This is a genomic window from Zhongshania borealis, from assembly GCF_039539625.1.
Taxonomy (GTDB): Bacteria; Pseudomonadota; Gammaproteobacteria; order Pseudomonadales; family Spongiibacteraceae; genus Spongiibacter; species Spongiibacter borealis.
The window spans coordinates 1-25,556 of record NZ_BAABDM010000006.1 but is presented as its reverse complement, the minus strand read 5'-3'; the positions used below and the strand labels follow the sequence as shown (position 1 = coordinate 25,556).

Annotated in this window: 26 protein-coding genes; 7 read left to right on the top strand and 19 right to left on the bottom strand. The window is 52.2% G+C overall.

What is annotated here, in order from left to right; genetic code table 11:
• The 3 genes from ABD836_RS14440 to ABD836_RS14430 form a co-directional block, all read right to left on the bottom strand.
• Positions 1–249, bottom strand: coding sequence for an anti-sigma factor family protein (locus ABD836_RS14440; protein ID WP_344937236.1), 249 nt, complete (start codon positions 247–249; stop codon positions 1–3).
• The gene (locus ABD836_RS14435; RefSeq protein WP_344937233.1) at positions 243–857 is read right to left on the bottom strand and encodes an RNA polymerase sigma factor; all 615 of its coding nucleotides are present in this window, start codon (positions 855–857) and stop codon (positions 243–245) included. The genes ABD836_RS14440 and ABD836_RS14435 overlap by 7 nt, the downstream gene beginning before the upstream one ends.
• 100 nt (positions 858–957) lie before the next feature.
• Positions 958–1,578, bottom strand: a complete 621-nt coding sequence (locus tag ABD836_RS14430; protein WP_344937230.1) for an HvfX family Cu-binding RiPP maturation protein — start codon at positions 1,576–1,578, stop codon at positions 958–960.
• Between the two features lie 203 nt (positions 1,579–1,781).
• Between ABD836_RS14430 and ABD836_RS14425 the strand changes: the two genes are divergently transcribed.
• Positions 1,782–2,117 (top strand): HvfA family oxazolone/thioamide-modified RiPP metallophore, encoded by a 336-nt coding sequence (locus tag ABD836_RS14425; protein WP_344937227.1) that lies wholly within the window; start codon positions 1,782–1,784, stop codon positions 2,115–2,117.
• Between the two features lie 161 nt (positions 2,118–2,278).
• Complete coding sequence (locus tag ABD836_RS14420) at positions 2,279–3,160, top strand: DMT family transporter (RefSeq protein WP_344937225.1); 882 nt, start codon at positions 2,279–2,281, stop codon at positions 3,158–3,160.
• 9 nt (positions 3,161–3,169) lie between these two features.
• Here ABD836_RS14420 and ABD836_RS14415 read toward each other — a convergent pair whose 3' ends face one another.
• The 15 genes from ABD836_RS14415 to ABD836_RS14345 all read right to left on the bottom strand — a co-directional run bounded on the left by ABD836_RS14415 (position 3,170) and on the right by ABD836_RS14345 (position 19,526).
• A complete protein-coding gene (locus ABD836_RS14415; RefSeq protein WP_344937222.1) occupies positions 3,170–4,945 on the bottom strand; it encodes a BatD family protein in 1,776 nt (591 codons plus the stop codon).
• Entirely contained in the window at positions 4,932–6,908 is a 1,977-nt protein-coding gene (locus ABD836_RS14410) for a VWA domain-containing protein (protein ID WP_344937219.1), read from the bottom strand. Before ABD836_RS14410 ends, ABD836_RS14415 begins: the two co-directional genes overlap by 14 nt.
• A complete protein-coding gene (locus tag ABD836_RS14405) occupies positions 6,905–7,954 on the bottom strand; it encodes a VWA domain-containing protein (RefSeq protein WP_344937216.1) in 1,050 nt (349 codons plus the stop codon). The genes ABD836_RS14410 and ABD836_RS14405 overlap by 4 nt, the downstream gene beginning before the upstream one ends.
• The gene (locus ABD836_RS14400; protein WP_344937214.1) at positions 7,947–8,477 is read right to left on the bottom strand and encodes a DUF4381 domain-containing protein; all 531 of its coding nucleotides are present in this window, start codon (positions 8,475–8,477) and stop codon (positions 7,947–7,949) included. Before ABD836_RS14400 ends, ABD836_RS14405 begins: the two co-directional genes overlap by 8 nt.
• Before the next feature lie 22 nt (positions 8,478–8,499).
• A complete protein-coding gene (locus ABD836_RS14395) occupies positions 8,500–9,453 on the bottom strand; it encodes a DUF58 domain-containing protein (RefSeq protein ID WP_344937211.1) in 954 nt (317 codons plus the stop codon).
• On the bottom strand, positions 9,450–10,406 hold the full coding sequence (locus ABD836_RS14390) for an AAA family ATPase (RefSeq protein WP_344937208.1): 957 nt from the start codon (positions 10,404–10,406) through the stop codon (positions 9,450–9,452). The genes ABD836_RS14395 and ABD836_RS14390 overlap by 4 nt, the downstream gene beginning before the upstream one ends.
• Before the next feature lie 92 nt (positions 10,407–10,498).
• On the bottom strand, positions 10,499–11,926 hold the full coding sequence (locus ABD836_RS14385; RefSeq protein WP_344937205.1) for a wax ester/triacylglycerol synthase family O-acyltransferase: 1,428 nt from the start codon (positions 11,924–11,926) through the stop codon (positions 10,499–10,501).
• Between the two features lie 155 nt (positions 11,927–12,081).
• Positions 12,082–12,942: a putative RNA methyltransferase gene (locus tag ABD836_RS14380; RefSeq protein WP_344937202.1), complete on the bottom strand. Its 861-nt coding sequence runs from the start codon at positions 12,940–12,942 to the stop codon at positions 12,082–12,084.
• Between the two features lie 89 nt (positions 12,943–13,031).
• Complete coding sequence (locus tag ABD836_RS14375) at positions 13,032–14,501, bottom strand: AAA family ATPase (RefSeq protein WP_344937199.1); 1,470 nt, start codon at positions 14,499–14,501, stop codon at positions 13,032–13,034.
• A 21-nt stretch (positions 14,502–14,522) separates the two neighbouring features.
• On the bottom strand, positions 14,523–15,980 hold the full coding sequence (locus tag ABD836_RS14370) for a WS/DGAT/MGAT family O-acyltransferase (protein WP_344937197.1): 1,458 nt from the start codon (positions 15,978–15,980) through the stop codon (positions 14,523–14,525).
• Between the two features lie 58 nt (positions 15,981–16,038).
• A complete protein-coding gene (locus tag ABD836_RS14365; protein WP_344937195.1) occupies positions 16,039–17,841 on the bottom strand; it encodes an ABCB family ABC transporter ATP-binding protein/permease in 1,803 nt (600 codons plus the stop codon).
• Between the two features lie 32 nt (positions 17,842–17,873).
• On the bottom strand, positions 17,874–18,206 hold the full coding sequence (locus ABD836_RS14360) for a DUF3301 domain-containing protein (RefSeq protein ID WP_344937193.1): 333 nt from the start codon (positions 18,204–18,206) through the stop codon (positions 17,874–17,876).
• Positions 18,207–18,230: 24 nt separating this feature from the next.
• Positions 18,231–18,542 carry a hypothetical protein gene (locus tag ABD836_RS14355; RefSeq protein WP_344937191.1) on the bottom strand — a complete coding sequence of 104 codons (312 nt, stop codon included), beginning with the start codon at positions 18,540–18,542 and terminating at the stop codon, positions 18,231–18,233.
• A gap of 11 nt (positions 18,543–18,553) precedes the next feature.
• Complete coding sequence (locus tag ABD836_RS14350; protein WP_344937188.1) at positions 18,554–18,925, bottom strand: PH domain-containing protein; 372 nt, start codon at positions 18,923–18,925, stop codon at positions 18,554–18,556.
• 121 nt (positions 18,926–19,046) lie between these two features.
• A complete protein-coding gene (locus ABD836_RS14345; RefSeq protein WP_344937186.1) occupies positions 19,047–19,526 on the bottom strand; it encodes an acyl-CoA thioesterase in 480 nt (159 codons plus the stop codon).
• Between the two features lie 303 nt (positions 19,527–19,829).
• Here ABD836_RS14345 and ABD836_RS14340 point away from each other — a divergent pair, with 303 nt between their 5' ends.
• Entirely contained in the window at positions 19,830–21,182 is a 1,353-nt protein-coding gene (locus ABD836_RS14340; RefSeq protein WP_344937184.1) for a hypothetical protein, read from the top strand.
• 46 nt (positions 21,183–21,228) lie between these two features.
• Here ABD836_RS14340 and ABD836_RS14335 read toward each other — a convergent pair whose 3' ends face one another.
• Positions 21,229–22,143 carry a histone deacetylase family protein gene (locus ABD836_RS14335; protein ID WP_344937570.1) on the bottom strand — a complete coding sequence of 305 codons (915 nt, stop codon included), beginning with the start codon at positions 22,141–22,143 and terminating at the stop codon, positions 21,229–21,231.
• Between the two features lie 273 nt (positions 22,144–22,416).
• Here ABD836_RS14335 and ABD836_RS14330 point away from each other — a divergent pair, with 273 nt between their 5' ends.
• The 4 genes from ABD836_RS14330 to ABD836_RS14315 all read left to right on the top strand — a co-directional run bounded on the left by ABD836_RS14330 (position 22,417) and on the right by ABD836_RS14315 (position 25,414).
• Positions 22,417–23,367: a peptidoglycan DD-metalloendopeptidase family protein gene (locus tag ABD836_RS14330; protein WP_344937181.1), complete on the top strand. Its 951-nt coding sequence runs from the start codon at positions 22,417–22,419 to the stop codon at positions 23,365–23,367.
• Positions 23,271–23,714, top strand: coding sequence for a bactofilin family protein (locus ABD836_RS14325; protein WP_344937179.1), 444 nt, complete (start codon positions 23,271–23,273; stop codon positions 23,712–23,714). The genes ABD836_RS14330 and ABD836_RS14325 overlap by 97 nt, the downstream gene beginning before the upstream one ends.
• 144 nt (positions 23,715–23,858) lie before the next feature.
• Positions 23,859–24,437 carry a PhnA domain-containing protein gene (locus tag ABD836_RS14320; RefSeq protein WP_344937177.1) on the top strand — a complete coding sequence of 193 codons (579 nt, stop codon included), beginning with the start codon at positions 23,859–23,861 and terminating at the stop codon, positions 24,435–24,437.
• Positions 24,438–24,556: 119 nt separating this feature from the next.
• On the top strand, positions 24,557–25,414 hold the full coding sequence (locus ABD836_RS14315) for a PA4780 family RIO1-like protein kinase (protein WP_344937175.1): 858 nt from the start codon (positions 24,557–24,559) through the stop codon (positions 25,412–25,414).
• Positions 25,415–25,556 lie beyond the last annotated feature (142 nt).

Here is a 25,556-nt window from a genome sequence, read left to right as displayed (position 1 = left end):
TTAAGTCTTGTTGTCGGGCTTTTCTTTTTGAATTTTCGATAAAATTTGTTCACTTTCCGTGTCGTTGAGTTGCCACAAGTTCTTGGCGAGCGCGGCTCCAGTCAGGCGACTGCGATCAAGGTGACGATTAAAGCGGCGACAATGTCGGCAAATCAGTAGATGAAGACGAATATCGATGCGCCTCCAGCCATGGTGTTGAGCGTCGAGGTTGTCGCTGGCGAGATCGGTAAATTGCTTGCAGTTCAGCATTCGCCTGTCTCCTGGTAGTGATTGATGGTGGCCATTAGTCGCAATCTAGCGCGGTGTAATAGCACCCGCACATTTGCCTCACTGATGACCAGTGTGTCAGCAATGCTACTCAGTTCGTTCTGCTCTACGTCGCGCAATAAAAACACCGCTTTTTGATTTTCCGGTAGCACAGTTAAGGTATGCTCTATGCATTGACGCAATTGATCTTCCTGCAACATCAACTCTGGGGTATTGATCTCCCAGTGTGATGGCGGATTGCTCCAGTGCCCGCTCCCATTAAAATTATCGGAATCGACGCTGGGGCCAATGTCATCAATGTCGCCATAGCTGCTGTGGCGCTTTTCCCGGCGTAGCCGCGATTTTGCCTCATTGCTCACGATTTGAATCATCCACGTCGACAAGCTGCTGCGTCCTTCAAACTTAGCAATCGCTTTAAAAATCGATGCCCAGGCTTCTTGGGCGATATCTTCGGCAAACACATCGCCAGCAATCGCTCGGGCAACAATCACCAGCTTCTGGTGGTAAGTGCTAATCAGCGATTTAAAGGCGTTATTGTCACCCGCCTGTAGGCGGGCAATAAATTGAGGATCATTGATAGACTTTGGCACAGCGGATTCCAAACCCAGATTATGCCAGTAGTGTTACTGATCCCTGCCTATGCGTGCAAGTATGTCACCGATATTTTCAAGGAAACTGTCTATTTACCCATCATGGCTTGGCGATACGGGGTACAAACTTCCGGCGTATCCAGTAATCGGCACTGAAATAGCGGCCTCCCCCTAATACCATAAGAGCCAGCAGCATTAGAAAATACGTTGCCGCAAACTCAATACCATTATTGAGAATGACGATATTGCCGCTGGAAGTTAGCCAGTCATAATTACCGTGAGCTTCAAGTAGCGAGCGAGCGGCCGTAAGTTTGTCTACTGACTCGGCGACGCGAGCATTAGCAAAGGGTGCGCTGGCATCTGCTATGGCCTGCCAGCCAAATTGCCAGTGCACGCTGAGCGCGGCAACTAGCATGGTGATCGCAAGAGGGATGGCAATCCAGCGGGTCGCTAAGCCGAGCAGTAATAGACCGGCACCGAGGAGTTCGGTGGCGGTGGCTAAAAATGCAAGCACAGTGGGAAAGGGTAGGCCCAAGCCCCAATCGCTATTGCCGAACCACTCTGCGGTTGCTGCGAAGCTCGCCATTTTACTGCTGCCCGCCATCCAAAATACCGGCACCAAATAAAGCCTAAGCCCCAATGCTGGTAGGCCATCAAGATGTGACAGGCTGTTGCCGAGCTTGTTTTGGATGCGGTATAAATAACTGAAGAAATCTACCATGAATGAAACTCCGTATAAGTGGACAATGCAATGCTTGCCGTGGGATTGGCAGTGAGACGCAGAGCGCACCAACTTGTTACATACAAATTCAGGGATTTATTTTTCTGCTGGTTTTGTAACACTCGCTGACGATTCTCCTCTAATGGTGAGTGTCGTCATTGGGCGACCAATTTTAAAACTTCATTATTAAAGGTGACGACAACATGAAAAAAACTGCAATGACTGCTTTTAGTGCCGTAATGTTTGCTTCTTCAATGGCTTCAGTCGCGGTAGCTGACACCAACCCGTTCGCTGCGAAAGTGATGGACAGCGGCTATCAGTTAAGTAATTACGCCAAAGATGCCGAAGGTAAATGTGGCGAAGCAAAGTGTGGCGCGGAAAAATCTGCTAAAGAAGGCAAGTGTGGTGAAGCCAAGTGCGGCGCTGACAAGGCTGCGAAAGAAGGTAAGTGCGGCGAAGCTAAATGCGGTGCAGATAAAGCCGATAAAGCAGCTAAAGAAGGTAAGTGTGGCGAAGCTAAGTGCGGCGCTGCTAAGTAATATTCCCCTCCAAGCCCGCGCCTAGCTACTTGAATTAAGCTGGGGCGGGCTTATCACTTCTCGCTGGCCAATTGGCCGAGGCCTCTTTATAGTGTGGCAGCCGTACCGTCCGTACCGCGACGGAGTATCCATTACGCCAAATTAGCGCTTGAGAGTCCTAATTGATCACCGTTTCCGCCTCAAAAAAACAAATACTAATAGGGCTATCACTGTCCCTAGTGACCGTGTTGTTGTCCAGTACGGTGGCCGCAGTGGGCAAGCATGTATCCCTGCAGGTTCATGTCTCAAGTATTGTGATGGTGCAGTATGGTCTGAGTTTTTTGTTTGCCTTGCCGTCGATAATGCGCGCTGGTCGCGGCAGCTTGGTCACCGCTAGGCCGGGCTTGCACCTAGTGCGAGGTATTAGTGGTTGCGGGTGCTTCTATTTGTTTTATCTTGCGCTGAGTCACATCTCGTTGGTTGAGGCAACGCTCTTGCGGGCATCGGCCCCGCTAATGGTGCCGTTGGTCATTTTCGCGTGGTTTAAACAGGGCGTTGGCCGCCATGCTTGGCCGCCCTTGGTGATCGGCTTTATTGGGGTGGTTTTGGTGCTCAAGCCAGGGTTCGCCGGGTTCACTCCTTGGCATGTACTGGCCTTGTTGTCGGCGCTGGGCTTGGCGGTGTCGATGGTCAGTACCAGAGAATTAATGCAGAGCGAGCCGCAAAATCGCATTCTGTTTTACTATTTTTTAATTTCGGTCATCGTTAGCCTACCCTTTTTTCTGTTTAATTATCAGCCGATTCCACTCTCGGCGTGGCCGGGCCTAGTGTATATGGGCGTAGTTATTTATTTGGGTTTTGTACTATATACCTTAGCCTACCGCTATATATCAGCCTCGGTATCAGCGCCGATAAGTTATTTTGCGGTGGTTTTTAGCGGCTTGCTAGATTGGCTGATCTGGGATCATATACCCGATCAGCTCACATTTATTGGCATTGTCTGTGTGGTGTGCGGCGGGGTGCTGGTATTGCGTAGCCCACCTGAGTCAGAAACCCGCTCTTAGTCTTTTATTCTACGAGGGGTAGAGCGGGGCAAGTGCTTGCTTCGGCACTTCGCTCCTGGCCGCTGCTCTTTGTCGCTTTACGGCTTCAAGCAGGGCGGCGCTATCAATCACTTCCGCGTGCCCCCCAAACAGCTGCGCATCCAAGGCTTGGCAGTAGGGTTTTAATTCACTACTACGTGATCCGAGTTGACTGAGGCTCATTGTTTGTTGGTAATAGCATTGCCCCCAGTGCACGAGCGCCGCGCGTAAGCTGGGCGCGTCTGCGCCTGCCTGTACACACTTTTTAAGTTTGTTGAAGGCCACCGGCTCCTTGTCGTTCTCAATTGCGACATTATGCCCTTTTGGGTGGTTTTCTTTGCTGCTGCGCTGTTTGTGCCACGCGAGGGCAAAACCAATATTGCTAAGGCATAGCGTGGCGATAATGATCCACAGCAGAGGCGTGATTGGCGCATAGTCTCGCGTTACTGGGTTTGCGCTTTCAGCTGCGCTATTGTTCGGGTTTGTGTGGTCAATACTTCTTGTCGCAGCATCGGCACTTGAGTCGCTGGCTAGGAGGCCTGGGGCGACCATGATTCGACGCTCGGCTAGCACGGCAACTTCGGCCTTATTGGTGCTGGTATTCCACCATGGGATTCGTACTTCTGGCAGTATAATTTCACCCGCTTTGGTGGGAATAATTGCCACCGACTCGCTGCGAATGCCACTCCACTCAGATTGCTCGTCGCCTTTTTCAATCGTTGCGTGGTCTGGGTAGAGCTTGGCATTGGCAATCGTGTAGGTCGGCAGCGCGGGTAGTTGAGAACCGAGCAGTCCTTTTGCCTGAATATTGACATTGCGCGTTATTGAATCGCCAATTTGAATACGATCGGGGTCTTTGCTCCAGCTTTCGGTCAACGTAAGTGCCTTGGCCGGTAGCCATACGGCGCCTGTAAATTCTTTAGGCGGGGGCATAATGGTAAGCCGGTGTTCCTGACTGCGTTTTACCACTAGGCGTCCCGGGTCGAGCATGGACGGGCGATAGCCCTCGACGCGAGCTTGTAAGGTCAGTGCTGGGATAGTGAGCTTGCCGCTGGTTTGCGGGTAAATAGAGTAGCGGCGTTCGATGACTTGGTAATAGCGACCGTCAACCAGTGATTGATAGCGCTGCTCGCCAGTTGCCTCCACCACGGCGTTCTCGACTTCAGGTGCCTCGAGTGAGGCATCTAAAAAATTAATGGAGGTAAATATTTTGACCGTGTACTGCAGCTCCGACTGGACATAGGCTGAACGGGGCGTGACGTCGGACTCCAGGTAAACGCTGTCGCTATTGGCGCTGCGGCTCTGTTGGCTGGCCTTGGTCACGGTAATGGTCAGTGCCCGGGTTTTATATTTACCCATGGGAATGGCCGGAATCGTTAAACTGCCCTCGCGCTTAGGCGCTAGCGTATAGTCCCACTGGCGACTGCTGTTGATCTTGCCGTTGATAATATTGGTGCGACTGCTTTGCTGGCGATTGATAAGGTGAAAGTCTTCGTCCAATGCACTGATATCGGGTTCGCCAGTAAATAAAATGCTGTCGGCAACCAGCGACAATATAAAGGTCTCTTCGCTTGAAATTTGCTTGCGATCAACGCTGGCACGTACCGAGGTTTCGGCGATGGCAAAGGGCACCCAGCTGATTAGACTGAACAATAGAATGCCAAGAGTGGTGGCTTTTAATTGGCGAAAGCCAAATTTGCTTAGGTTCATATAACTGCCTGTGCGGAGCTTGGCTGAGGTAAACATGCCGGCGTTAATAGGGCGCATAGTCCTCCCTCTCAATCTGATTGCCGCGTTGCTGACGCAGCTGCTGTTGATACTGAAATTTATTGCGAAGTAAATTGCCGGGATTGTCCGGAATTTGTCGCAGCATAAGCTCTCGTGATTGATCTTCTTCGCTTAGCGGCTGCTGACTCTCGGCAAGGGCTGCCGGCGTGCTATCCGCGTCTGGCGTGCCGTTTTCTTGGTCCTTTGCGGCGGTTGCGGGATCGCGCTCTGCGGCCTGCTTGGCGTAGTCTTCGGCTAGTTCGGCAGCGCGTTGTTCTGCTTTTTGTTTTTCGTCTTGCTCAGCGGCAGACTCGGCTGGATCTTGCGGCTTACCGTCGCCCGATTCGGTCTCGTCACTTTGCTGACCTTGCTCGTCTTGACTTTGTTGCTGTTGCTGATCATTTTCGCCATCACTTTTCTGATCAGATTTTTGCTGGTCGGACTCGCTTTGTTCTGATGATTCCTGCTTTTCGCCATCTTGGCCTTTTTGATCGCTCTGGCCTTGGTCTTGATCTGATGATTGGGATTGTTGGTCTTTGTTTTGTTTTTCGCCTTCGCCGGACTGGTCCTGATTTTGCTGCTGCTCTTGCTGTTTTTTCAGGTCTTCAAGTAGTTTTTTGTTGCGCAGGGCGTCGCTCATCGTGGGGTCTTGTTTGAGCGCTTCCTCGTATGCGGCAATGGCATCATCAAGTTTGCCAGCTTTGGCGAGGGCGTTGCCTCGGTTGTAATTTGCGTCACTGCCAGGGAGTTTTGCATAGGTCTCTGCGGCAGCCGCGAAATCGCCAGCGCGATATTGTGCACTGGCTTTCCACGCGGGATTGTTAAAATGCTTGGCCGCCGTTGCTGGATCGCTGTCGAGTAGCGCTGCGCCGTGTTGATCTGGAGTTTGCCACAGAGAGTTAAACTCGATGGCGTTGGCTTGTGGGGTTTGTCCGAGCAATATTAGCGGCAGCAGTAAACTTGGCAGCCAGCTACGGCGAAATCCGAGCAAGGCAAGCGGCAGTAGTAGTATGGCCAGCCAAGCGCCGGCGTCTTTCCATTGATCAAAGTGCCGATCAGATAAAATATTGGATTCATCTTTGCTGTCGTCAGAGAGGCTGGCAACATCCGGGTTTAGCCCGCGAATATCGCTATCGTCTAAGCTTAGTTCGCGATAATCGCCGCTACCTGCGCTAGCCAGCGTTTTTAGTTCGCTGCTACTGAGCGCTGGAACAATAATATTGCCATTCCCGTCTTTGGCAAAACCGCCGTCGGGCAGTGGGATTGGCGCACCGTCCTGGGTGCCAACAGCGAGCACGGACAGGGAGTAGGGACTGTCAGTAATATAGTCTTTTAAACCCTTTAGCTGCGCCTGGTTAACGCCGTCGCTTATCAACAATATTCTGCCTTCGCCGCCGCTTTGATCCAATAGGTCCTTTGCCAAGAGTATTCCTGCTAATGGGTTGCTACCGGTTTGCGGCATCATTCCAGGGTGCAAACCTGGAATCAGGGTGAGCAAGGTATTGATGTCGTCGGTGAGGGGCGCAACGACAAAGGCGTCGGCTGCAAACACCACCAAGCCGGTTTGACCGTCTTTGCGGAGCTGCAATAAATCCCGAAGTTTAAAGCGAGCCTGCCGGATGCGCGAGGGCTGAATGTCTTGCGCCAACATCGACGGCGATAGATCCAAAACCACAACAAGGGCGTCGGTGTTTTTGTACAGTGGCGTGGGCGCTTGTTGCCACGCAGGGCCGAGCAGTGCCAGCCAAGTGAGGAGCGCAGCAAATAATAATAGGGCAGTCGAGCGAGTCGCATTGTTGGCGCTTTGACCGTCAAGCAAATAGGGTAGCAGACTTGCATCAATGTGTTTTTGCCAAGCGCCGCGCTGGCGGCTTTGGCGGGCTAGTAGTAGTGCGGCGATCACCAGTGGAATAACCGTCCACCATAGCTCCGGCCGAATCCAGTGCAGCGCTGGCAGGTTCATTGGGCACCCCCATTTTTACTGGCAAGGACTTGGTCTCGTCGCGGCAAACTGGGAAAGGTGCGGCTGAGGGCCAGTGCTAGCCAAAGTCCCGCTGCGGCGAGCAAGGGCCAGTGCAATAGTGAGCGCTCAGGTCTCAGCATCTCCTGTTCTTGCTCAACGGGTTCCAAGGCGGCGATTGCCGCGTAGGCGGCTTGTAATTCGGCGGGGTTGCGGGCGCGATAGTAGGCGCCACCGGTGTTGTCGGCAATACTTTGTAAGGTGCCTTCATCAAGATCTGCAGAGGGGTTGACGGTGCGCGCGCCAAAGCTGCTGCCAAAAACACCGGGCACGCGCATCTCGGTTGCGCCGACGCCAATGGTGTAAATTTTGATTTTTTCGGAAGCCGCTAATTTGCTGGCCTCGATTGGGTTTAATTTGCTGGCGGTGTCGGCACCGTCAGTAAGCAGTACCACCACGCGACTGTTTTCGGGCCGTTCGCGCAGCCGCTTTATGGCAAAACCAATCGCATCACCGATCGCGGTTTGTTTACCAGCAAAGCCGACTTGGGCTTCGTTCATTAAGGTGTTAACGGTGTCGAGATCGAAGGTCAGTGGCGATTGGATGTAGGCTTGGCTACCGAATAATATCAGGCCGAGTTTGTCGCCCCGGCGCTGTTCTACAAATTGATTGACCACCGCTTTTACAACGGCGAGGCGCGGCAGTGCCTCGTCTTGAATAATCATATCCTCTTGGGACATAGAGCCGGAAATATCGACGGCGAGCATTAAGTCCCGGCCATTGGTGGGCATGGCAACGGCATCGCCGATCCAAATAGGTCTGGCGCTGGCCGCGAGTAAGGTTAGCCACAGTAGACTCATTAACAGTAGATGAAATTTATTGCCGCTGATTGCCGGGGTGTTTTGTTCGCCACTTAAACTGCGCAGCTGTGCGAAAAAGGGTACCCGCAGGGCCGCGCCAACCGCATTGCTTTGCGCTTTTGACAGCCAGCGCACCAGCAGTGGTAGGGGTAGCAGCAGAAAAATAAACGGCCATTGAAACTCAAACATAATGGCTCCGGTGGCGACGAATCCAGAGCCGCGACTGTTCCAATAATTGCGCGCGATCCAGCGCAGGGCATTGGTTTTGGTATGCGGCGGCGATCAGTGCATTGAGGCTTTCGTCGCTGAAAGCAGGCTTGTCGCCGCAGCTATTAAAAAGATAGGTCTGCCATTGTTCTCCGCTGAGGCCGGCGATCGGTGCTGATTTAGTACCGCGACCTGCGCTGACAGTTTGGCAGTGGATTGCTACGCGGCGCAGTAACTGATTCAGTTGGCGGGCAAATTCGGTGTCGGCAGTTACCGTTTGAATAGTGTTGAGCTCATCCTGCGCGGAACGCCGGTAGGCAGTGCGGCGGCGGTAGCGTCGCCACTGCCAAATGCCGAGCGCGATGAGGCTAATAGTCAGTATCAGTAAAATCCACCAACCCGGCGCCCAGGGAAAGCTTGCTACCGCTGGCGGCAAATGTATATCGGCGAGCTGATCGAGGGGGTTTGCACCTGCGGGCGATTGTATTTGGTTTGGCGTATTCATAGTGGCATTGTCATTACAGGCTTCACTTGCCCATCATGCCTCGCTGTAAAAGATCGAAAAACGGCGTGGCGGTTGTCAGTGCAATGTGGTGGATGCCGGCGCGGCGAAAACTGGCCTTTAACGTCTGTTGACGGTCTTCGCTGCGTTGATGAAATTGCTGTCGAATTCCGGCATTGAGTGCCAGTTGTAAACGCTCAACGCCATTGCTCACCGGGTACATTCCGGTGTTGGGCAGGTTTTCTTCTAATGGGTCGCTAATTGCGATAGCAATGACATCGTTGTGCCTTGCAATTAAATGTAGTTGGCGTTCGGCATCGTGATCAAAACCGTTGAAGTCGCTGACAATATAAACGGTAGAACCGGGGCGGGTGATGCGCCGTAACTCTTCGAAGGCGGTGGCCAAACTTTGCGCTGGCGTGATGCTGTCGCTACTCGCAGATTTATTAGCCAGCTGTTGGTTGTAGTTGGCGGCAGTGTGAATAAAATTTAGTACCGCGCGGTGGCTGCGCCGGGGGCGAACTTCGCGATGTTGATCGTCGGTGAAGACCAGACCACCGACCCGGTCGTTATTGGCTAGGCCTGCCCATGCGAGGGTGGCGGCAATATGGCAGGCAAGTACTGACTTAAAACAATGGCGACTGCCAAAGAACATCGCGTTGCGCTGGTCGAGACAGAGTACGACCGGACGTTCTTTTTCTTCTTCAAAAATTTTGGTGTGGGCTTTTGATGTGCGCGCGGTGACGCGCCAATCAATATGGCGAATCTCATCGCCACCCTGGTATTGCCGTACATGGTGAAAGGCCAGGCCGCGACCTTTGACCGGCGAAGCGTGGCTGCCGCTCTGTTTGGCAAAGTGCCGGCGCCGAGGGGTGGCGCGCAATTGCGCACCGGCAAAACGGGTGTGGATCAGCGTTTGCTGATCCACAATGGCGCCCTGTACTGGCGCGCTAAAATTGCCCCGTGGCAGGCTGCTCATGCCACCGGCACCACCTGTAGAAGGCGGTCAATAATCTGGTCTTTGCGGATGCCATCGGCTTCGGCTTCAAAGCTGAGAATAAGGCGGTGACGCAATACATCATGGGCAACAGCTTGGACGTCATCGGGGCTGACGTAGTCGCGATCATTGAGCCACGCGTGGGCGCGAGCGCAGCGGTCAAGTGCGATGGTGGCGCGGGGGCTGGCACCCACTTCTAGCCAGTCGGCCAACTCGGCATCGAGGCGTGCAGGTTCGCGGCTGGCGATCACCAACTGCACCATATATTCCTCTACGGCTTCGGCCATGTGTAAACTGAGGATTTGCTCTCGCGCAGCAAATAAAATGTCTTGGCTTAGGGGCTCTGGGTGTTGTACTTCACCCTTGGCTTCAGCGCGCACGCTGCGCAGTATTTTCAGTTCAGCCGCGGCATCCGGGTAGGCGACGTTGACGTGCATTAGGAAACGGTCGAGCTGGGCTTCGGGCAGTGGATAAGTGCCTTCTTGCTCCAGTGGATTTTGCGTCGCCATCACTAAAAACAAGGGTGGTAAGCTCAGGGTATTACTGCCGACGCTGACTTGGCGCTCGGCCATTGCCTCAAGCAAAGCCGATTGCACTTTGGCAGGCGCGCGGTTTATTTCGTCGGCCAGCACTAAGTTGTGGAAAATGGGGCCGGGCTGAAATTCAAAGGCGCCGGTCTCTGGCCGGTAAATATCACTGCCGGTAACATCGCCAGGCAATAGATCTGGAGTGAACTGAATGCGTTGAAAGCTGGCGGCGATGCCATCGGACAAGGTTTTAATCGCCTTTGTTTTGGCCAGTCCGGGCGCACCTTCAACCAGCAAGTGGCCGTCGGCTAATAGCGCGATAAGCAGGCGGTCGACCAGACTTTGCTGGCCAATAATTTGCGAAGTCAGCCAGTCGCGTAACTGGCCAATAGCGTTTTTTTCCGTCATTGAGGGCGGTCCCTTAGCGAGCGAGTTTTGACATACCGGTATGTGACACTAGAAATGGGGATTTGATCATTAATTTCAAGGCTAAGTTGCGATTAATCTATGCCAGCCTTGCGTTTGGCAGCTTGATCCAGCGCTGAATAGGATTCCGATAAGCAGCGCCGATAGAGTTCAGGGTCCTGCAAGGTTTTGGGACTACTCAGCACTGAGAGGCTCATCACGCCGTTGTAACTCATGGCAACATGGAAGAGGCCGACATGGTCCATGATCAAGCCGAGGCCGACCATGTCCACGAGTTTGGCGTCGTTAAAATACAGCGGAATTGGTGGCCCGGGCACATTACTAACAAAAGTGCAGGCCGGCATGGCAAGCCCGCCGGGCCAATAGGCGAGGGCTGATAGTGTGCGCAGTGCCGCTGCTTCTAAGTTGCTTGGCAGGGCGCGAAAGACATTGCTCAAACTACTACGGCCGATATTGTCGCTGAGCTTTTTGGCTGAATTCGCCGCGTCGCGCACGGCGACCAAGCGTAGCAACGGGTCGTCGATGTCGGTGCGTAGATTGCCAATAAGCATACTAATTGCATTGCCGCTGCTGTCTTGGTCGGGACTGCGGACATTCACGGGAATAAGTGATGCTAATGAGTTGGCTGGCAGCTTATTGATTTGCATGAGGTAGTTGCGCAGTGCGCCGCCCACAATACTTAGAACGACATGATTTACGGTGGTGCTGGGATAGAGTCGGCGAATTGCGCGCAGCCGCGTAAAGTCGAAGCGCACCACCATTACATTGCGCTGACCATCGATGCGGGCATTAAACGGTGATTTCTGCCAGCTCACCGAAGGCCTGTTTCCAGTGGCACCGGATTTCCATTCCTGGCGTAGTTTTGGGACTAGCTCGCGCGCCTGTTTAAAAAGTTGCAGCGGTTTGCGCAAATTATTGATGTAGGCCTTGCGGGTAACTGTCCACTGCGATGGCGCGCTCTCGCCTTGCCAGTTGTCGCTCACGGGCTGGGGCTTGAAGGCGTGGGGTTGGATGCCGTGCAAAGCGGCGAGGATATCGGTGCCCGATACGCCGTCGAGCGCGGCGTGATGTACTTTCATATAAATACCGAAACTGCCTTTTGCGTAATTTGCCAGCCGGTCCATTCCGTGAATGACATGAGCTTCCCAGAGTGGGTGTTGCATGTCGATAGGTTTGGCGTGCAGTTCGGCAATAAGGGCGTGAAAGTCTAATTCTGTGGTGTTTTTGCCTAGGTCGTGGCTGTGAATATGATTGTCGAGCTGAAAGTGCTCGTCCTCAAGCCAATAGGGTTGATCGAGATTATAGGGGACGGTTAGCAGGCGGCGGCGAAAGACCGGCGACACTGATAGGCGCTGCTCGATACTATTGCGCACTTCTTGCAGCCGGAATTTTTTGTGTTTGCGAGTGTTGGGGGTGTAGATCATTAGTGCCGCGATATGCATCGGGGCGTGCTGGCGTTCGTTGTGGGCAAAGAGGGCATCGAGTCCGTTGAGCTGCTGCATCGTGTTAGTCCATTATTGTGTGGTTTAGCGCCGCCATTAAATCTGCCGAACAAGGGTATCGGTAGAAGGTTACGGGGCGATGTCCACAGCTATGCTGTCGCTGAATCGTGCTTTAGAGACAGCAAAAAGCAGGCCACGTTCACACAGATGATGCTTTAAACTTGGTGGCTAATGACCCGAATGCAGACGTCGGCGGTCAGTGCCAGTTGATCCAGTTTTGCGGCGCGCTCGCGCCCGGCTTTACTTGCGCGGTAGAGGTGGGGTGTCATTATCAGTAGCTGCTCAAATAACTCGGCGCTGAGCTCAGGGGTACTAAAACTCAGCGATGATTCGCTGCTAATGTGCCATTCGGTGTTTATTCCCGCGGCGAGGCTGGCCGGTGGCGAGCGCCTAATTTCCTCGTAGATTTGCTGGCGCAATTCAATTAAGTGCTCGGCGCCGGGGTCGACCATAACAATGTGGCCGCCGGGTTTTAGCACCCGTTGAAATTCGCTGAAGACCGGAAACCCAAAGGTACAAAGTAAAATGTCTTGGCTGTTATCGGGCAGTGGTATTTGCCGGTTGCTGGCCACGAGTCCATTGATGCCACTGTTGCGGCTGCGGGTGGCGCGGACGGCCCATTTTGAAATATCCAAGCCGGTTGCCGTGAGTGCGAGCTCAGCGTTGGTGTTGAGTAAACTGTTGCACACAGTATTGAGGTAGTAACCCTCACCGCAACCGGCATCCAAAATGGCGAGTTCATCGTGCTCGGAGGCCAGTTCGTTAACCGTGTTGGCTAGTGCACTGGCCAATGGATCGTAGGCACCGCTGTCCAAAAAATGGCGGCGGGCCGCAATCATAATTTGACTGTCGCCGGGGTCTAGCGACTTTTTGTTTTGAACAGGCAGTAAGTTAACGTAGCCCTGCTTGGCAATATCGTAGCAATGGTTTTTGCTACAGCGCCAGGTTTTGCCGTCGCGGTGCAGTGGGTATTGATCCAGCGGACAAAGTAAATGTTCTAAGGGGCGAAGCGGCATGGTTGGTCCAGTTGAGGTAAAGCGACAAAACAGGGGTGTTGATTAGTGGCGTATTATGCCACTTTGCTCGGTTGCCGAGTTGATATTTATCAATCCGCGGCGACTGCTCGGGTTTGGCACCAGGCGCGCAGCGCGTCGAGCCGTTCGCTCATTGTAACGGAGAGTGGCACGGTGGCGTCGATTTCGGCCAGTATGTGCGCGGTGCACAGATCTTCATTGCGCGCCTTGGCTGAGTAACGAGCGGCGACGATAGCCTGTTCGATTTCGGCACCGGTAAAGCCGGGGCTGGCAGCGCTGAGTTCGGCGCAGCGAAAATTTGCTAAAGGGTATGCGCGTTTCTCAAGGTGAATGGCAAAAATCTGTTGGCGAACGGCGTCGGATGGCAAATCGACAAAGAACACCTCGTCGAGCCGGCCTTTGCGAATCAGCTCCGGTGGTAGGCGTTGAATATCGTTGGCGGTGGCAACTACAAATACCGCGTGCTGGCGTTCGGCCATCCAGGTTAATAGCGTAGCCAGTATCCGTTTCGAGGTGCCGCCATCGTGATCGTCGCTACCAATGCCTTTTTCAATTTCATCTATCCATAGCACGCAGGGCGCCATGGTTTCGGCTAGCTTTAGTGCTTCGCGCACATTGCGCTCAGATTCGCCAAAAAATTTATTGTAGAGCGCGCCCATGTCCATACGCAGTAAGGGCATACCCCATAAACCTGCCACGGCTTTGGCCGCAAGACTCTTACCGCCGCCTTGTACGCCGACTAACATAATGCCTTTGGGCGAATCAGCACCGCCCTGCTGAAAGGCGAGCTCGCGTTTGCTTAGCCAATCTTTGAATTTACTCAGGCCGCCGACATTGGCAAAATTTTCGGTGTCGTATTCAAAGCTCAGCACGCCATCCATATCCAATAATTCAAACTTGGCTTTGTTGACACTGCTGAGGTCGGAGTGGGTAATTGCCCCGTCTTGAAAAATGGCGCCGCGAGCGAGCTTGCGCGCATCGTCAAGAGGCAGGCCACGTAAATTGCTGATGAGTTTATCGAGGGCATCGCGGTCGGTTTTTACTTTGCGACCGGTGCTACTGCTGAAGCTTTGGGCTTCTTTGTAAATGGCGGCGCGAAGCTTGTGATCTTCGGGCATCGATAAGTTAAAGCGGGCGCTGTGGCGCTTGAACTCGCTTGGGATACTAAAGGCGTGGCTAATGAATATCAGGCTCTGGCCACTATCTTCAGCCTGCATGGCAATTTCTTTAATCAGGCGAATATTGCGCGGTTCGTCGTTTAGATAGGGATGGAAATCGCAGAGCGCGTAGAGCCCTGCGGTGGCGCTGTTGCGAATATGTTTCAGTGCCGTTTCAGGCTCGGCGGTGAGGGGCTGATTGGCTGCTTGGCCAAAATCGGCGCGGCGTAGACCGTCGGACACCGACCACGAAAACACGGGTAAACCTTGTTGAATGCCGAGTTTGGTGAGCAGCGCCAGGGCGCGGCGCTCCTCCCAAGTTTCAATAATAATCACGGGAATTCGTGACTCGATAATCAGGCGCAGGTCGTGGCTGTCATTCATGCCTTAGTACTACTCCTATTGCTATTTTTGTACTGCGTCGGCGCTCTCTGATAGGACTTTGTTGCCGAGGGTAGCGGCCTTCAATTCATCAAATGATGCCTGTAAGCACTCAGAGTAAAATTCAGGATCCGGTAGCATTTTGCGGCAGGCGGTAAATGAAATAGAGATAGTGCCAATTTTATTGACCACCGAACTGTAAACAATATGAAACAGTCCAACATTGGGAAGTAGGGGGCCAAAGTTCATGCCGTCGACCATCTTGGCACCGCAAAAATACAGTTGCTTGCTGGGGCCCGGTACGTTGGTGACGACCGTATTAAAGATGACCGCAGCTTCGGTAAGTCCAGTGGACGATGCCGCCCGCAAAGCCAGTGACAGCACACCACCGGGGAGTACGTCGGTTACATTGACGGCGACGCGCGGACCGAGGGCCTCGGCATAGGCCTTGCTACTCATGGCCGCGTCGTGGATGGCAGTGAGCCGCGCTTTAGGTTCAGCAATATTAGAGTGCAGCGATACGGTCATAAAGCCCACCATATTGCCGCCGCCACTGCGCTCTTTATCGCTACGCACATCAATTGGGCAGCCGCTGACTAAGGTTTTGTCTGGTAGTGCTTGTTTGGCCGTGAGGTATTTGCGCAGGGCGCCAGATACAATGCAGAGCATGACGTCATTGATTGTGGCGCCGGGCACCGAATTTTTAATGGCGCGGATTTCTTCAAAGGCAAAGGGCACGGCATCGCAGACGCGATGCGGGGATATTTTCCCCTGAAACACGGTTTTTTGCTTGTCGTCTAAACTAACAAAATCTTGTTCTTTTTTGCCGCGACGAATACGTCGCCAAGCGGGAATTAAACTGCCGGCTAGATCGATAAATTGTTTTGGCTTTCTAAGGTTGTTTCCCAACGCCCTGCTCAGCATGTGCCAATTGTTGTACTGCTGCACAACACGCTGTGGCGCAGCGCCAGTCTGAACAGTGTCTGGGCTAAGGTCGTGGAGCAAGGGAATAAATTGCGCGCCGCTGGCGCCATCCATGGCGGCGTGGTGAATTTTAATCATCACCGCGAAACATTTTTTGGGCAGACCACGCACACTGTCTAAACCTTCTATGACAATCATCTCCCACAATGGCTTGCTTAAATCCATCGGGCGGGCGTGAAGTCGTGCCGCGAGAATGCAAAGCTGGCGCCAATCGCCTGGCTGGGGGAGGGCAATGTGATGGATGTGGTTTTCGACATCGAGATTTTCGACGTCTTCCCAATAGGGTTGATCAAGCCCAAGTGGAACACGACGCAGGCGGCGCTTAAATATCGGTGAGAGATGCGCGCGGCTTTCGATTAATTGCAAAATCTGTTTGAAGCGGACCAAGCCCTCGGGTGCGGTTGACTGATCGTAAATACTGAGTGCGGCGATATGCTGAGGCATACCGGTTCCTTCGGTGTGAATGAACATTGCGTCCTGACCGGAGAGCTGCTGCATATTATTCTCTTTTTGTGTTGGAGGTCGTCAGACTATAAGAGTCTTGCGGTTCAGGCAATCATTCTGCTGGTGTTTGCACCGCACTTCGCTCGCGTTGTTGCATCTGCCAGAGGTGGGCGTATTGCCCCTGCAGTGCGAGGAGCGACTCATGATTGCCTTGTTCAATAATTTGGCCTTGATCCAAGACCAAAATATGGTCGGCGTCGACGATAGTCGACAGACGGTGTGCGATAACTAGCATGGTGTGCTCGCGGGCAATATCACGGATTGCTTCTAAGATCAGTCGTTCGGAGGCGCTATCTAAGGACGACGTCGCTTCGTCAAAGATCATAATAGGCGATTTTTTTAGTAGCGCTCGGGCTATGGCTACGCGCTGCTTTTCTCCGCCAGACAGTTTTAGGCCGCGCTCGCCCACCAGGGTGTCGACGCCTTTGGGAAGGCGGGCGATAAAGTCGCTGAGGTGGGCCATACGTATCGCCTCATAAATATCATCGTCACTGGCGTCGATACGGCCATAGCGGATATTTTCGAGTATAGACATATTAAATAACACTGTGTCCTGGGGCACGATGCCGAGCGCGCCACGCAGTGAGGCTTGGCTTACGTATTTAATATCCTGGCCGTCAATGAGAATGCGACCGCTGCTGGCATCGTAAAAGCGAAACAATAATTTGAGCAAGGTGGATTTACCGGCGCCGCTGCTGCCAACAATCGCCACCTTTTGTTTGGCGGCGACGTTGAAACTGATATTTTGGAGAATTGGTCTGTCGCTGTGATACTGGAAACTAAGGTTTTCGATTTCGATACAGCCTTCGTGTAGTTGCAGGGCTGGCGCGGCGGTAAGGTCGTTGATGCTGGGACGTTGGCGGAGTAGCGCAAACATGGCTTCGATATTGGCCATTGAACCTTTCATTTCGCGGTAGACAAAACCCAAGAAATTGAGTGGCATAAAAATCTGCATCATAAATGCATTGATCAGTACAAAATCACCCAAGGTCATTTTGTCGGCGAGTACTTGGTTTGCGGCGAGGATCATGGCTGCCGTCATCGCGGTGGCAATAATTAGCGCTTGGCCACCGTTAAGTGCGAACAGGCTGAGGCGATTCTGGCGGCGAGCGATTTCCCAGCTGGCGAGTTCATCGTCGTAGCGCTGGGCTTCGTAATGCTCATTGCCGAAATATTTTACGGTCTCAAAATTGAGTAGGCTGTCGACTGCGCGACTGCTGCTGCGTGATTCTGCCTCGTTGGCGCGGCGAATATACATGGTGCGCCGCTCAGTGGCATAGATAGAAAACGCCACATAGCAAATTACCGCGATGAGTACGATAAGCGCAAACCAAATGCTATACCGCCAGCCGAGTAAGATTACCACCAGCGCGATTTCAATAAAGGTTGGCACAATATTGAAGACCATAAAGCGCAGCAGAAAATTGATGCCATTGGTGCCGCGTTCAATGTCTCTAGATAAGCCACCAGTACGACGGTTTAGGTGAAAATCTAAATCCAGCGAGTGCAAGTGTTTAAATACCGCGAGCCCAATATTGCGCATGGCGTTTTCGGTTACCCGACCAAATACCGTGTCGCGTAATTCACCAAACAAAACATTGGCAAAGCGCAGAACGCCGTAGGCTAAAAGCAGTGCTAATGGCAGTACGACGATTGCGGGCTGATCGTTGCTGTCGAGTTGATCAACAATGTTCTTCAATATAAAGGGCAAGCCGACGCTGGCGACTTTAGCGGCGATGAGGCAGAGCAGGGCAAGACCGATGCGCAGGCGAAAAGCCAATAGGTAGGGAATTAATTCCTTAAGTGTTTTCCAATTCACATCTTGATTGGTGTTAAAACTGGTGCCGTGGCGCATAGAGAGCTTCTTATATGAGGCGGGGTTGCAGCCTAGTGAATTACGTCGTCGGGAAAACGGTGGGGTTCCAGCTCAAAGCCTTCAATGCGGTTGCCGAGCGTGACGACTTGGCCTTTGTAGCGCTCATGGCCGGTGGCGGTGAATTCAAAGTTGTAGCGCCGCCATAGCTTTACTTGACCATGGCCGTTGCGCTTAAACCAAACTGCACGCAGTGCGACGTGGCCGTCCAGTAATTTTAGTTGCTGCTGGCTAAGGTGTTTGCGTGTGGCGCGCAAAGCGATTTCGCGAGTACCTTGGGCGCGCCAAAAATAGGAGAGCAACCCAATAAAAGCAAATGTCAGCGTAAGATCACCGAGATCAAACATGCTGATTTCCATTAAAAATTGCCATTAAAAAATCCACGCAATGAGCAGCCACAGCACTAAGAAAAAACCAAAGAAGCCGCTGAGCATAAACTGCAGTTCGCCCAGGAGCCCGTCGCCGGCTGCTACCGCGAAAATCACGAGGGTAACGACGGTAGTGAAAAATGCCACTACAGCGGCATCTTTTAAGCCCATTCCCGCGCTAAAGTGCTGGTCAATAAAGTTGGCGACCAGCGGCAGAAATAGCATCAGGGCAACGCCAAACAGGGCCAGTATCACCACCGATAACACGGCAATTTTGACGGCTTGGCGATCGTCGCCCGGAATTTTGTTGGTCATGCTTTGTGTCCTTAGGCTTGTGCGGCCTTGACCAACTCGCGAAATACTTCTGGTCGAGGCATGCCCGCGGCCTGAATCTCAGGGTTGTCGCCGGCGGTGAAAATAGACACTGTTCCCACTTTAAATAGGCGGTTGAAAAAGGACTGGTTGATTTTGACTGTGCGAATACCACTGACCGAAAGCTCGGTGCGCTCCTTACTTAACAGGCCTTTTTCCAATATGACTTCATTGCCGTTAATTTCGAGTTTGGTAGATTTACATTTTAAGTACCAAAACATCAGAATTAAAATGCCGATGGCGGCGGGTACCAAAATAACGGCGAGGATGAACCCGAGTGGATTGTTGCGAAACATCGCGGGGTGTTCTGCGTATTGACTAGTCACCGGTGGCTGCTCTCTTTTAATGGGAAGTGGAGTGGCTGTTGTTTGGTATTCTACACCGAATGGCCTTGGCTGCATTGGTCTTGGCCATTATTGCGCAGGGAGCATTACGCTAATGCTTGGTTTATGTTGCATCGCCGCTTGGTTTTGATTGTGGTCGCGCAGCGATAACGGCATCGCCATAGCGCTTAATGAATTCCGGCGGCATGCGACGTGGTTTGCCATTACTCATGCGAATGCACACTAGTTGCCAGTGCGCGCGCAGTAGCGTTTTGCCATCGACTTTGCGCACCAATTGGAATTCACGCTCCATGATAAGTTTGCCATCGCTGTTGGTTAGCCACGTAGCCATAACACATGCGTCGCCAATGTAGGCCGACTGAATGTAATCGTAATTGGCCCGCCGAATTACCATGGCGGCATCTAATTCTTGGTAGTGGGATAGGTCTAGCCCCAGTGCTAACGAGTGAGCCCAGCCGGATTTCTGGCACCAGTCGACATAAATAGCATTATTGACGTGACCAATTCCGTCGATATGGCTATTGTCGACGTCGAAGTCCAATGTGAATGGCAGTGGCTTCTCAAATTCAAATTTTTGTGACATAGCGGGATTCTATATGGGTAAAAGGTGTATTATCCCTCAGTTTTAATAAGGGGGCGGTTTTAGTGCCAGTGCACTAGGCTAGCTCTTAAATCGAATTGTGGCTATTTTGTGATGTGGTTCGCGCGCCGCGTAGATAATTCCTCGGTTTTCCCTTACTTAATTCCAGGCGTGCTTTTGTTTTACTACACTCAACACGCTCAGATGCCGAAATAAAAACAGATGATTCTGCTGAAGGGGCAAGGTGATTGAACGTGTTTTTAATAACTCACCATGTTACTCAAGCTAATTAATGGAGTATTTAGTATGAAAGATTTTCTCTCGGGCAAAACCCTACTTGCAATGACTTTCGGCGTTAGTTTAGCGCTCGCAGGTTGCGGCGGTAGTAGCGGTGGTGGAAGCCCTAGCCAGGGGTCGTCTGCTGATGAGCAGCCAGTGACTTCAGGTTATTCAGAGGTGGAAGGACCCTTGGATGCAGTGCAGCAACCTTTATCTGAGCAGGTAATTGCACCGCTAGCAAGTGCCGCTGCGGGTACACCTTTAGAAGGTGCAGTGAATTGTGTTGGTGGTTTTGTCGTTACTGATGTCCTCGATATTTTAGATGCGATCCTGTCTCAAGTAAGTCCAGAAAGCTTGGCTGATCCCGCCACATTCGGGCCAGCCCTGCAAGAGAGTGTGACCGAGTTGGCCACCGATTTGCCAGCGGCACTGGCATCATTAACCGGTGAAAGTTGTACTGGTGGTAGCGCTGGCGAAAGTGGCAGTAATCCTTTAGAAGGTACTCCCTTAGCGCCTTTAGGTGATGCACTTGCCCCAGTGTTTGCTGCAGCCAATGGCGGTGGTGACAGTGGTGGTGAAGCACCTAGCGCAGCAGCGTTGATGGAGCAACTAAGTGCTGCCTTTAGTGAAGGCTTGGCGGCGGTGATTGCTGCAGACCCATCAGGTGAAGCGGCAACTGCGCCAATTTTGGGTGGTTTACTTGTAACGCTTGATCAAGCTTTCATTGATCTCACTGCTACAGTTACTGCCTTAGAGTCTACCGATGCAGAGCAAGTTGGTGCTGCTGTTGCTACCACGCTTGAGAACACCTTAAACAATCTGTTGATCCAGGTTGTGCCCATCGGTTTTATTGAAGAGCAGGCGGGTCAGGGGCCAATTATCAGTAGTGAGATAGAAGCGGCCGTTGCAACCTTAACCGGTTTGCTGGGCGGTGATCTGAGCGGTTTGGCTGCGACGGATTTCGCTGCTCTGTTCGGTGACGGCGCTGGCGACCTCTTTGGACCGCTGAGCGATACACCGCTTGCCGGCATCCAAGAAGCTATCACCGGTGCTTTGGCTGGTGGCGGTGATGGTGGTCAAACTGGCGGAACAACTGGAACCCCACTTGATGCGATCTTGGATCAATTGGCGCCTATTCAAGACGCCTTGTCAGCAGGCGGTGGCGATGGCTTAACAGGAACTCCGCTCGATATTCTGCTTGGACCTATTGCGTCTGCCTTGGAAGGCGGCGGTGCTTGTCCTTTAGCTGCGACTCCACTTGATGCGGTTTGTGGATTGGTCAGCCAATTGCAGGCAGCCTTAACCTTAGACCCTAATGCCGATCCTTTGGCTTTATTGGAAGGTTTGTTGGGTGGTTTGCTTGGTGGTCTTCAGCCATAAACGTCTAAGTAGTCTGTTAGATTTCAAGCGGCCTTAGGGCCGCTTTTTAGTTTAGGGCGGCGAATAACTTTGCTGCTTCTTCAATAACAATGGCATGCCGCTCAGCCAACGCTTTTTGGTCACGGTCGTAGCCGCCGCCGATCACCGTGGCAACAGGAATACCCTGTTCTGCGCAGCGTTGTAATACGAGCCGATCTCGTTCGCGAATTCCCGCCATACTGATATTGAGCAAACCCAAAGGGTCATGCTCATAAACGTCAACTCCGGCATCGTATAAAACAATTTCCGGGCGCGATAGCTGCAGGGCTTTCGTTAAACCGCCTTCTACCGCAGCCAAATATTCCTTATCGCTACATGCGACCGCAATATTGATGTCGAGATCGCTGTGCGCTTTGCGTGCGGGGAAGTTCTTTTCACAGTGTACTGAGCAGGTGAATGCCGCCGGGTCGTTCTGTAAAATGCGCGCGGTACCATCACCTTGATGCACGTCACAGTCGAAAATAAGAATACGCTGGACTTTTTTCTGCGCCAATAGAGCGCGCGCTGTCACCGCAAGGTCATTAAAAATGCAAAACCCTGAGGCGAAATCATAGTGGGCGTGGTGCGTTCCACCCGCCAAGTGGCAGGCTATACCGTATTTTAGTGCTAGTTGGGCGGTAAGTAGCGTGCCGTTTGGCGAAATTATACTGCGCTGGAGTAAGCCTTGGCTCCAAGGTAGCCCCATGCGTCGAATCGCGCTGGAGCTAAGTTGGTTGTTGCAGAAATCATCGATATAACGAGGGCAATGGGCGAGTGCTAGAACCTCGCTGCGGACCCTGCCAGGTCGGAAAATATTGTGCTCGGCGGCAATTCCACTTTCGCGTAAGTAATTAAATAGTAATGAAAATTTCTCCATTGGGAAGCGATGGCGTGGGTCGAATTGGTAACTGTAGAGAGGATTGCTAACGAGGGGGATTTGCACGCTCAAAGCAGAATATCCTTGGCAGTTGAGTTAAAACAATTGGCCGATTATAGCGCCGGCGGTGTTCTTTAGAACGAGTTTTGTTAGTCCGCCTAATAGCTTGAATTACCACACAATTTGCATCTAATGCGAAGTAATAACATAATCCCTGCAGCTGTATTGACTTGGGCATGGTTTGTGCCCGCAAACATTATCGTTCGCCACAACGCTTTGGGATTGTTTTAGGTGCACCCAAAGCAGTGATTTTGGCATATTAAAACCACGAGAAATTGAATGCGCGAGCACTACGGAATCACCATCACAACGTATAGCGGTGCCAAACACTATACAGTAACGCAGCTTATGCGCAGATTCATGGCCGGCATCGCAATATTTTTGGCGACCTGCTTTTTTGGCGGGTTTCTGGCGATTTACTTTTTGTCTTTCCAGCTTGATAGCTTGAATAGCGAAGTTACCGAGATGCAGGCGTATCAAGCGCTTGTTAAGGAAAAAAACGAAAGTTTGCTGCGTCAGCAGGCAATTTTACAGGCGACGGTTGATGAAAAAGTCGCGGCTTTCTCTGCCATGAGTGACGAGCTTGGTACTATTGAAAGCATGATTGGCCTTAGCCCGGAGCCGGATGCAGCGCTCTATCAGCGTTTGGACACCGCCAGTCAAACGGCCGCGGAAAAGCGCTATATGTTAAGTACTATTCCCAGCGGTTATCCCCTTGCTGAAGCCTATGTCACGAGCCGCTTCGGTATGCGCAATCACCCAGTACTTGGTCGCATGGCCTTACATGGCGGTGCGGACTTGCGCGCCAGTATCGGTACGCCGGTTCATGCCACTGCAGACGGTGTGGTTGAATGGGCGGGCATGAACGATAGTGGCTTCGGCCGCATGGTTAAATTGAATCATAATTTTGGTTTTACCACGCTGTATGGTCATCTCAATAAAACTGAGGTGAGTATTGGTGATTATGTCAGGCAGGGAGAGTTATTGGGTTATAGCGGTAATACCGGGATGTCTAGCGCGCCCCACCTGCACTACGAGGTGCGGCATTTACATCGGCGATTAGCACCTGGCCCTTTTATGGAGTGGTCTTGGGAAAATTACGACGTACTATTTACTCGCGAGGGGAAAATCAAATGGGATTCACTAGCAAAAACACTAAGAAAGCAGACAATAGCGCCCGAACGACGGTGGTCGCAGCTGGCACCACCCTTAACGGCGACGTCAAGCTAAGCGATAATTTCCATTTGGATGGCGTCATGGAGGGCAAGCTTACCTCTGAGGGCGACGTGACGATTGGCAGCAGTGGGCGTTATACCGGAGATGTAAGTGCCAAGCGGGTATTGGTTAGCGGTATTCTCGACGGTAAAGTTGATGCCGATCGATTAGAAATTGTAGCCTCGGGTCAGGTAAGTGGCGAAATTAAGGTGCGGGAGCTAGTCATTGAATCTGGCGGCCAGTTTATTGGTGCCAGCCAAGTGAAAAAGCACGACACCCCGCAGTTGCGATCGGTAGATGAGTCGTCAGCCCTTACCTCAGATGCAAAGCCAAGTAACGACTGGGAAAATAAAACGGCCTAGTCGCAGTTTATCGCCAAGCGCTGCTACCCCAACGCTTGGCGATAAGCTCAAAACAGTTACGTCAAATTAGCTCTGGGAAATTTAAGGTCGTTTCTCACCGCAATTCGCCGTAAAATACCTCGCTTTTAGCGTGGAAGCGTATTTATGAATACCGAACAGGCCCTAATGCAGCGCAGTGATTCTAAATGTGAGCTGTGTTCCTCCGCAGAACACCTGGCCGTGTTCCCCGTTGCACCCTATAGCGATGATGATGCCGATCGTTGCGTAATGAGCTGCCAGGCTTGTCGCGACCAGCTAGCCGAAGGTAGTGAGCTAGATGTAAATCGTTGGCACAGTTTGAATGACAGCGTCTGGAGCCCGACGCCCGCAGTACAGGTGTTGTCATATCGTCTGTTAAAGCGTTTGAGCGACCAACCATGGGCGCAGGATTTGCTGGAGATGGTTTATCTCGACGATGAGACCAAAGAATGGGCGGTGGCGACTGAAGCTGCGCCGAGTGACGATGCGGATGAAGCCTGTTTCGATAGCAACGGGGTGAAGTTGGCGGCGGGAGATTCCGTGGTACTGATTAAAGACCTTGACGTTAAAGGCGCCAACTTTACGGCCAAACGCGGTACGCCTGTACGCAATATCTCATTAACGAACAACCCCGAACACATCGAAGGCAGGGTAAATGGAACGCGCATTGTCATTATCAGTGCCTTCGTTAAGAAAACCAATTAAGCTTTACCGGCGAGTGCAGCCCTTGTCGCCTAATTTGATGCGGGCATTTACCATGTTAGATCGGTGCTGGCTCGCAGCTTTTCTTCAATGGTCTTGACCGAGACCCCATAAAGGGCGCAATGAAAACACCCAAACGTATTCAGCCACTGATTGACGACGGCATAGTAGACGAAGTGCTGCGACCTTTAATGAGTGGCAAAGAAGCTTCTGTTTATGTCGTGCGCTGTGGCGAAGAGATTCGCTGTGCCAAAGTGTATAAAGAAGCGGCGCAACGTAGCTTTAAGCAGGCAGTGCTTTATCAAGAAGGGCGCAAAGTTCGCAATAGCCGTCGTGCTAGAGCGATGGAAAAAGGCTCTAAATTTGGCCGTAAACAGCAAGAAGACGCTTGGCATAATGCTGAAGTTGATGCGCTTTACCGCTTAGCCAAAGCTGGGGTGCGAGTGCCGCAACCCTACGGTTGTTTTGATGGCGTATTGCTGATGGAACTGGTCACTGACGAAGAGGGGGGTGTTGCCCCGCGCTTGAACGATGTGTCTATGTCGGCGGAGCAAGCGATTGAAGACCACGCAGTAGTAATGCATTACGTGAAATTGATGCTCTGTGCTGGTCTAGTTCACGGTGACTTGTCTGAGTTTAATGTACTCGTCGATGAATATGGCCCGGTGATTATTGACCTGCCTCAGGCGGTAGATGCTGCGGGGAATAATAACGCTCACAGTATGTTGGCCAGAGACGTCAATAATATGACCGAATACTACGGTCAGTATGCGCCAGAGTTGTTGCATACCCGCTATGCCGATGAGATATGGGCACTGTACGAAGAGGGCGAACTCCATGACGAGACTGAGTTGACCGGCTTGTTTGAAGATAGCGGAGAAGCTGCTGACGTTGATTCGGTATTAATGGAAATTAAAGCCGTGATGGAGGAAGAGGCTGAGCGCCGTGAACGAATCCGCGAGGCGAACGAGGAGGATTAGGCCTTGACTGCTAATTTTAGCAGTTGCGCCGTAAACCCTCGCCCCTATTAGGGCGGGGATATAAGGCGTCCAGGCGCTAGCCTGGTGGGGTTTCTTGTTGCTCGATGTACTGCCGAAGCACTTCTATAGGCGCTCCACCGGC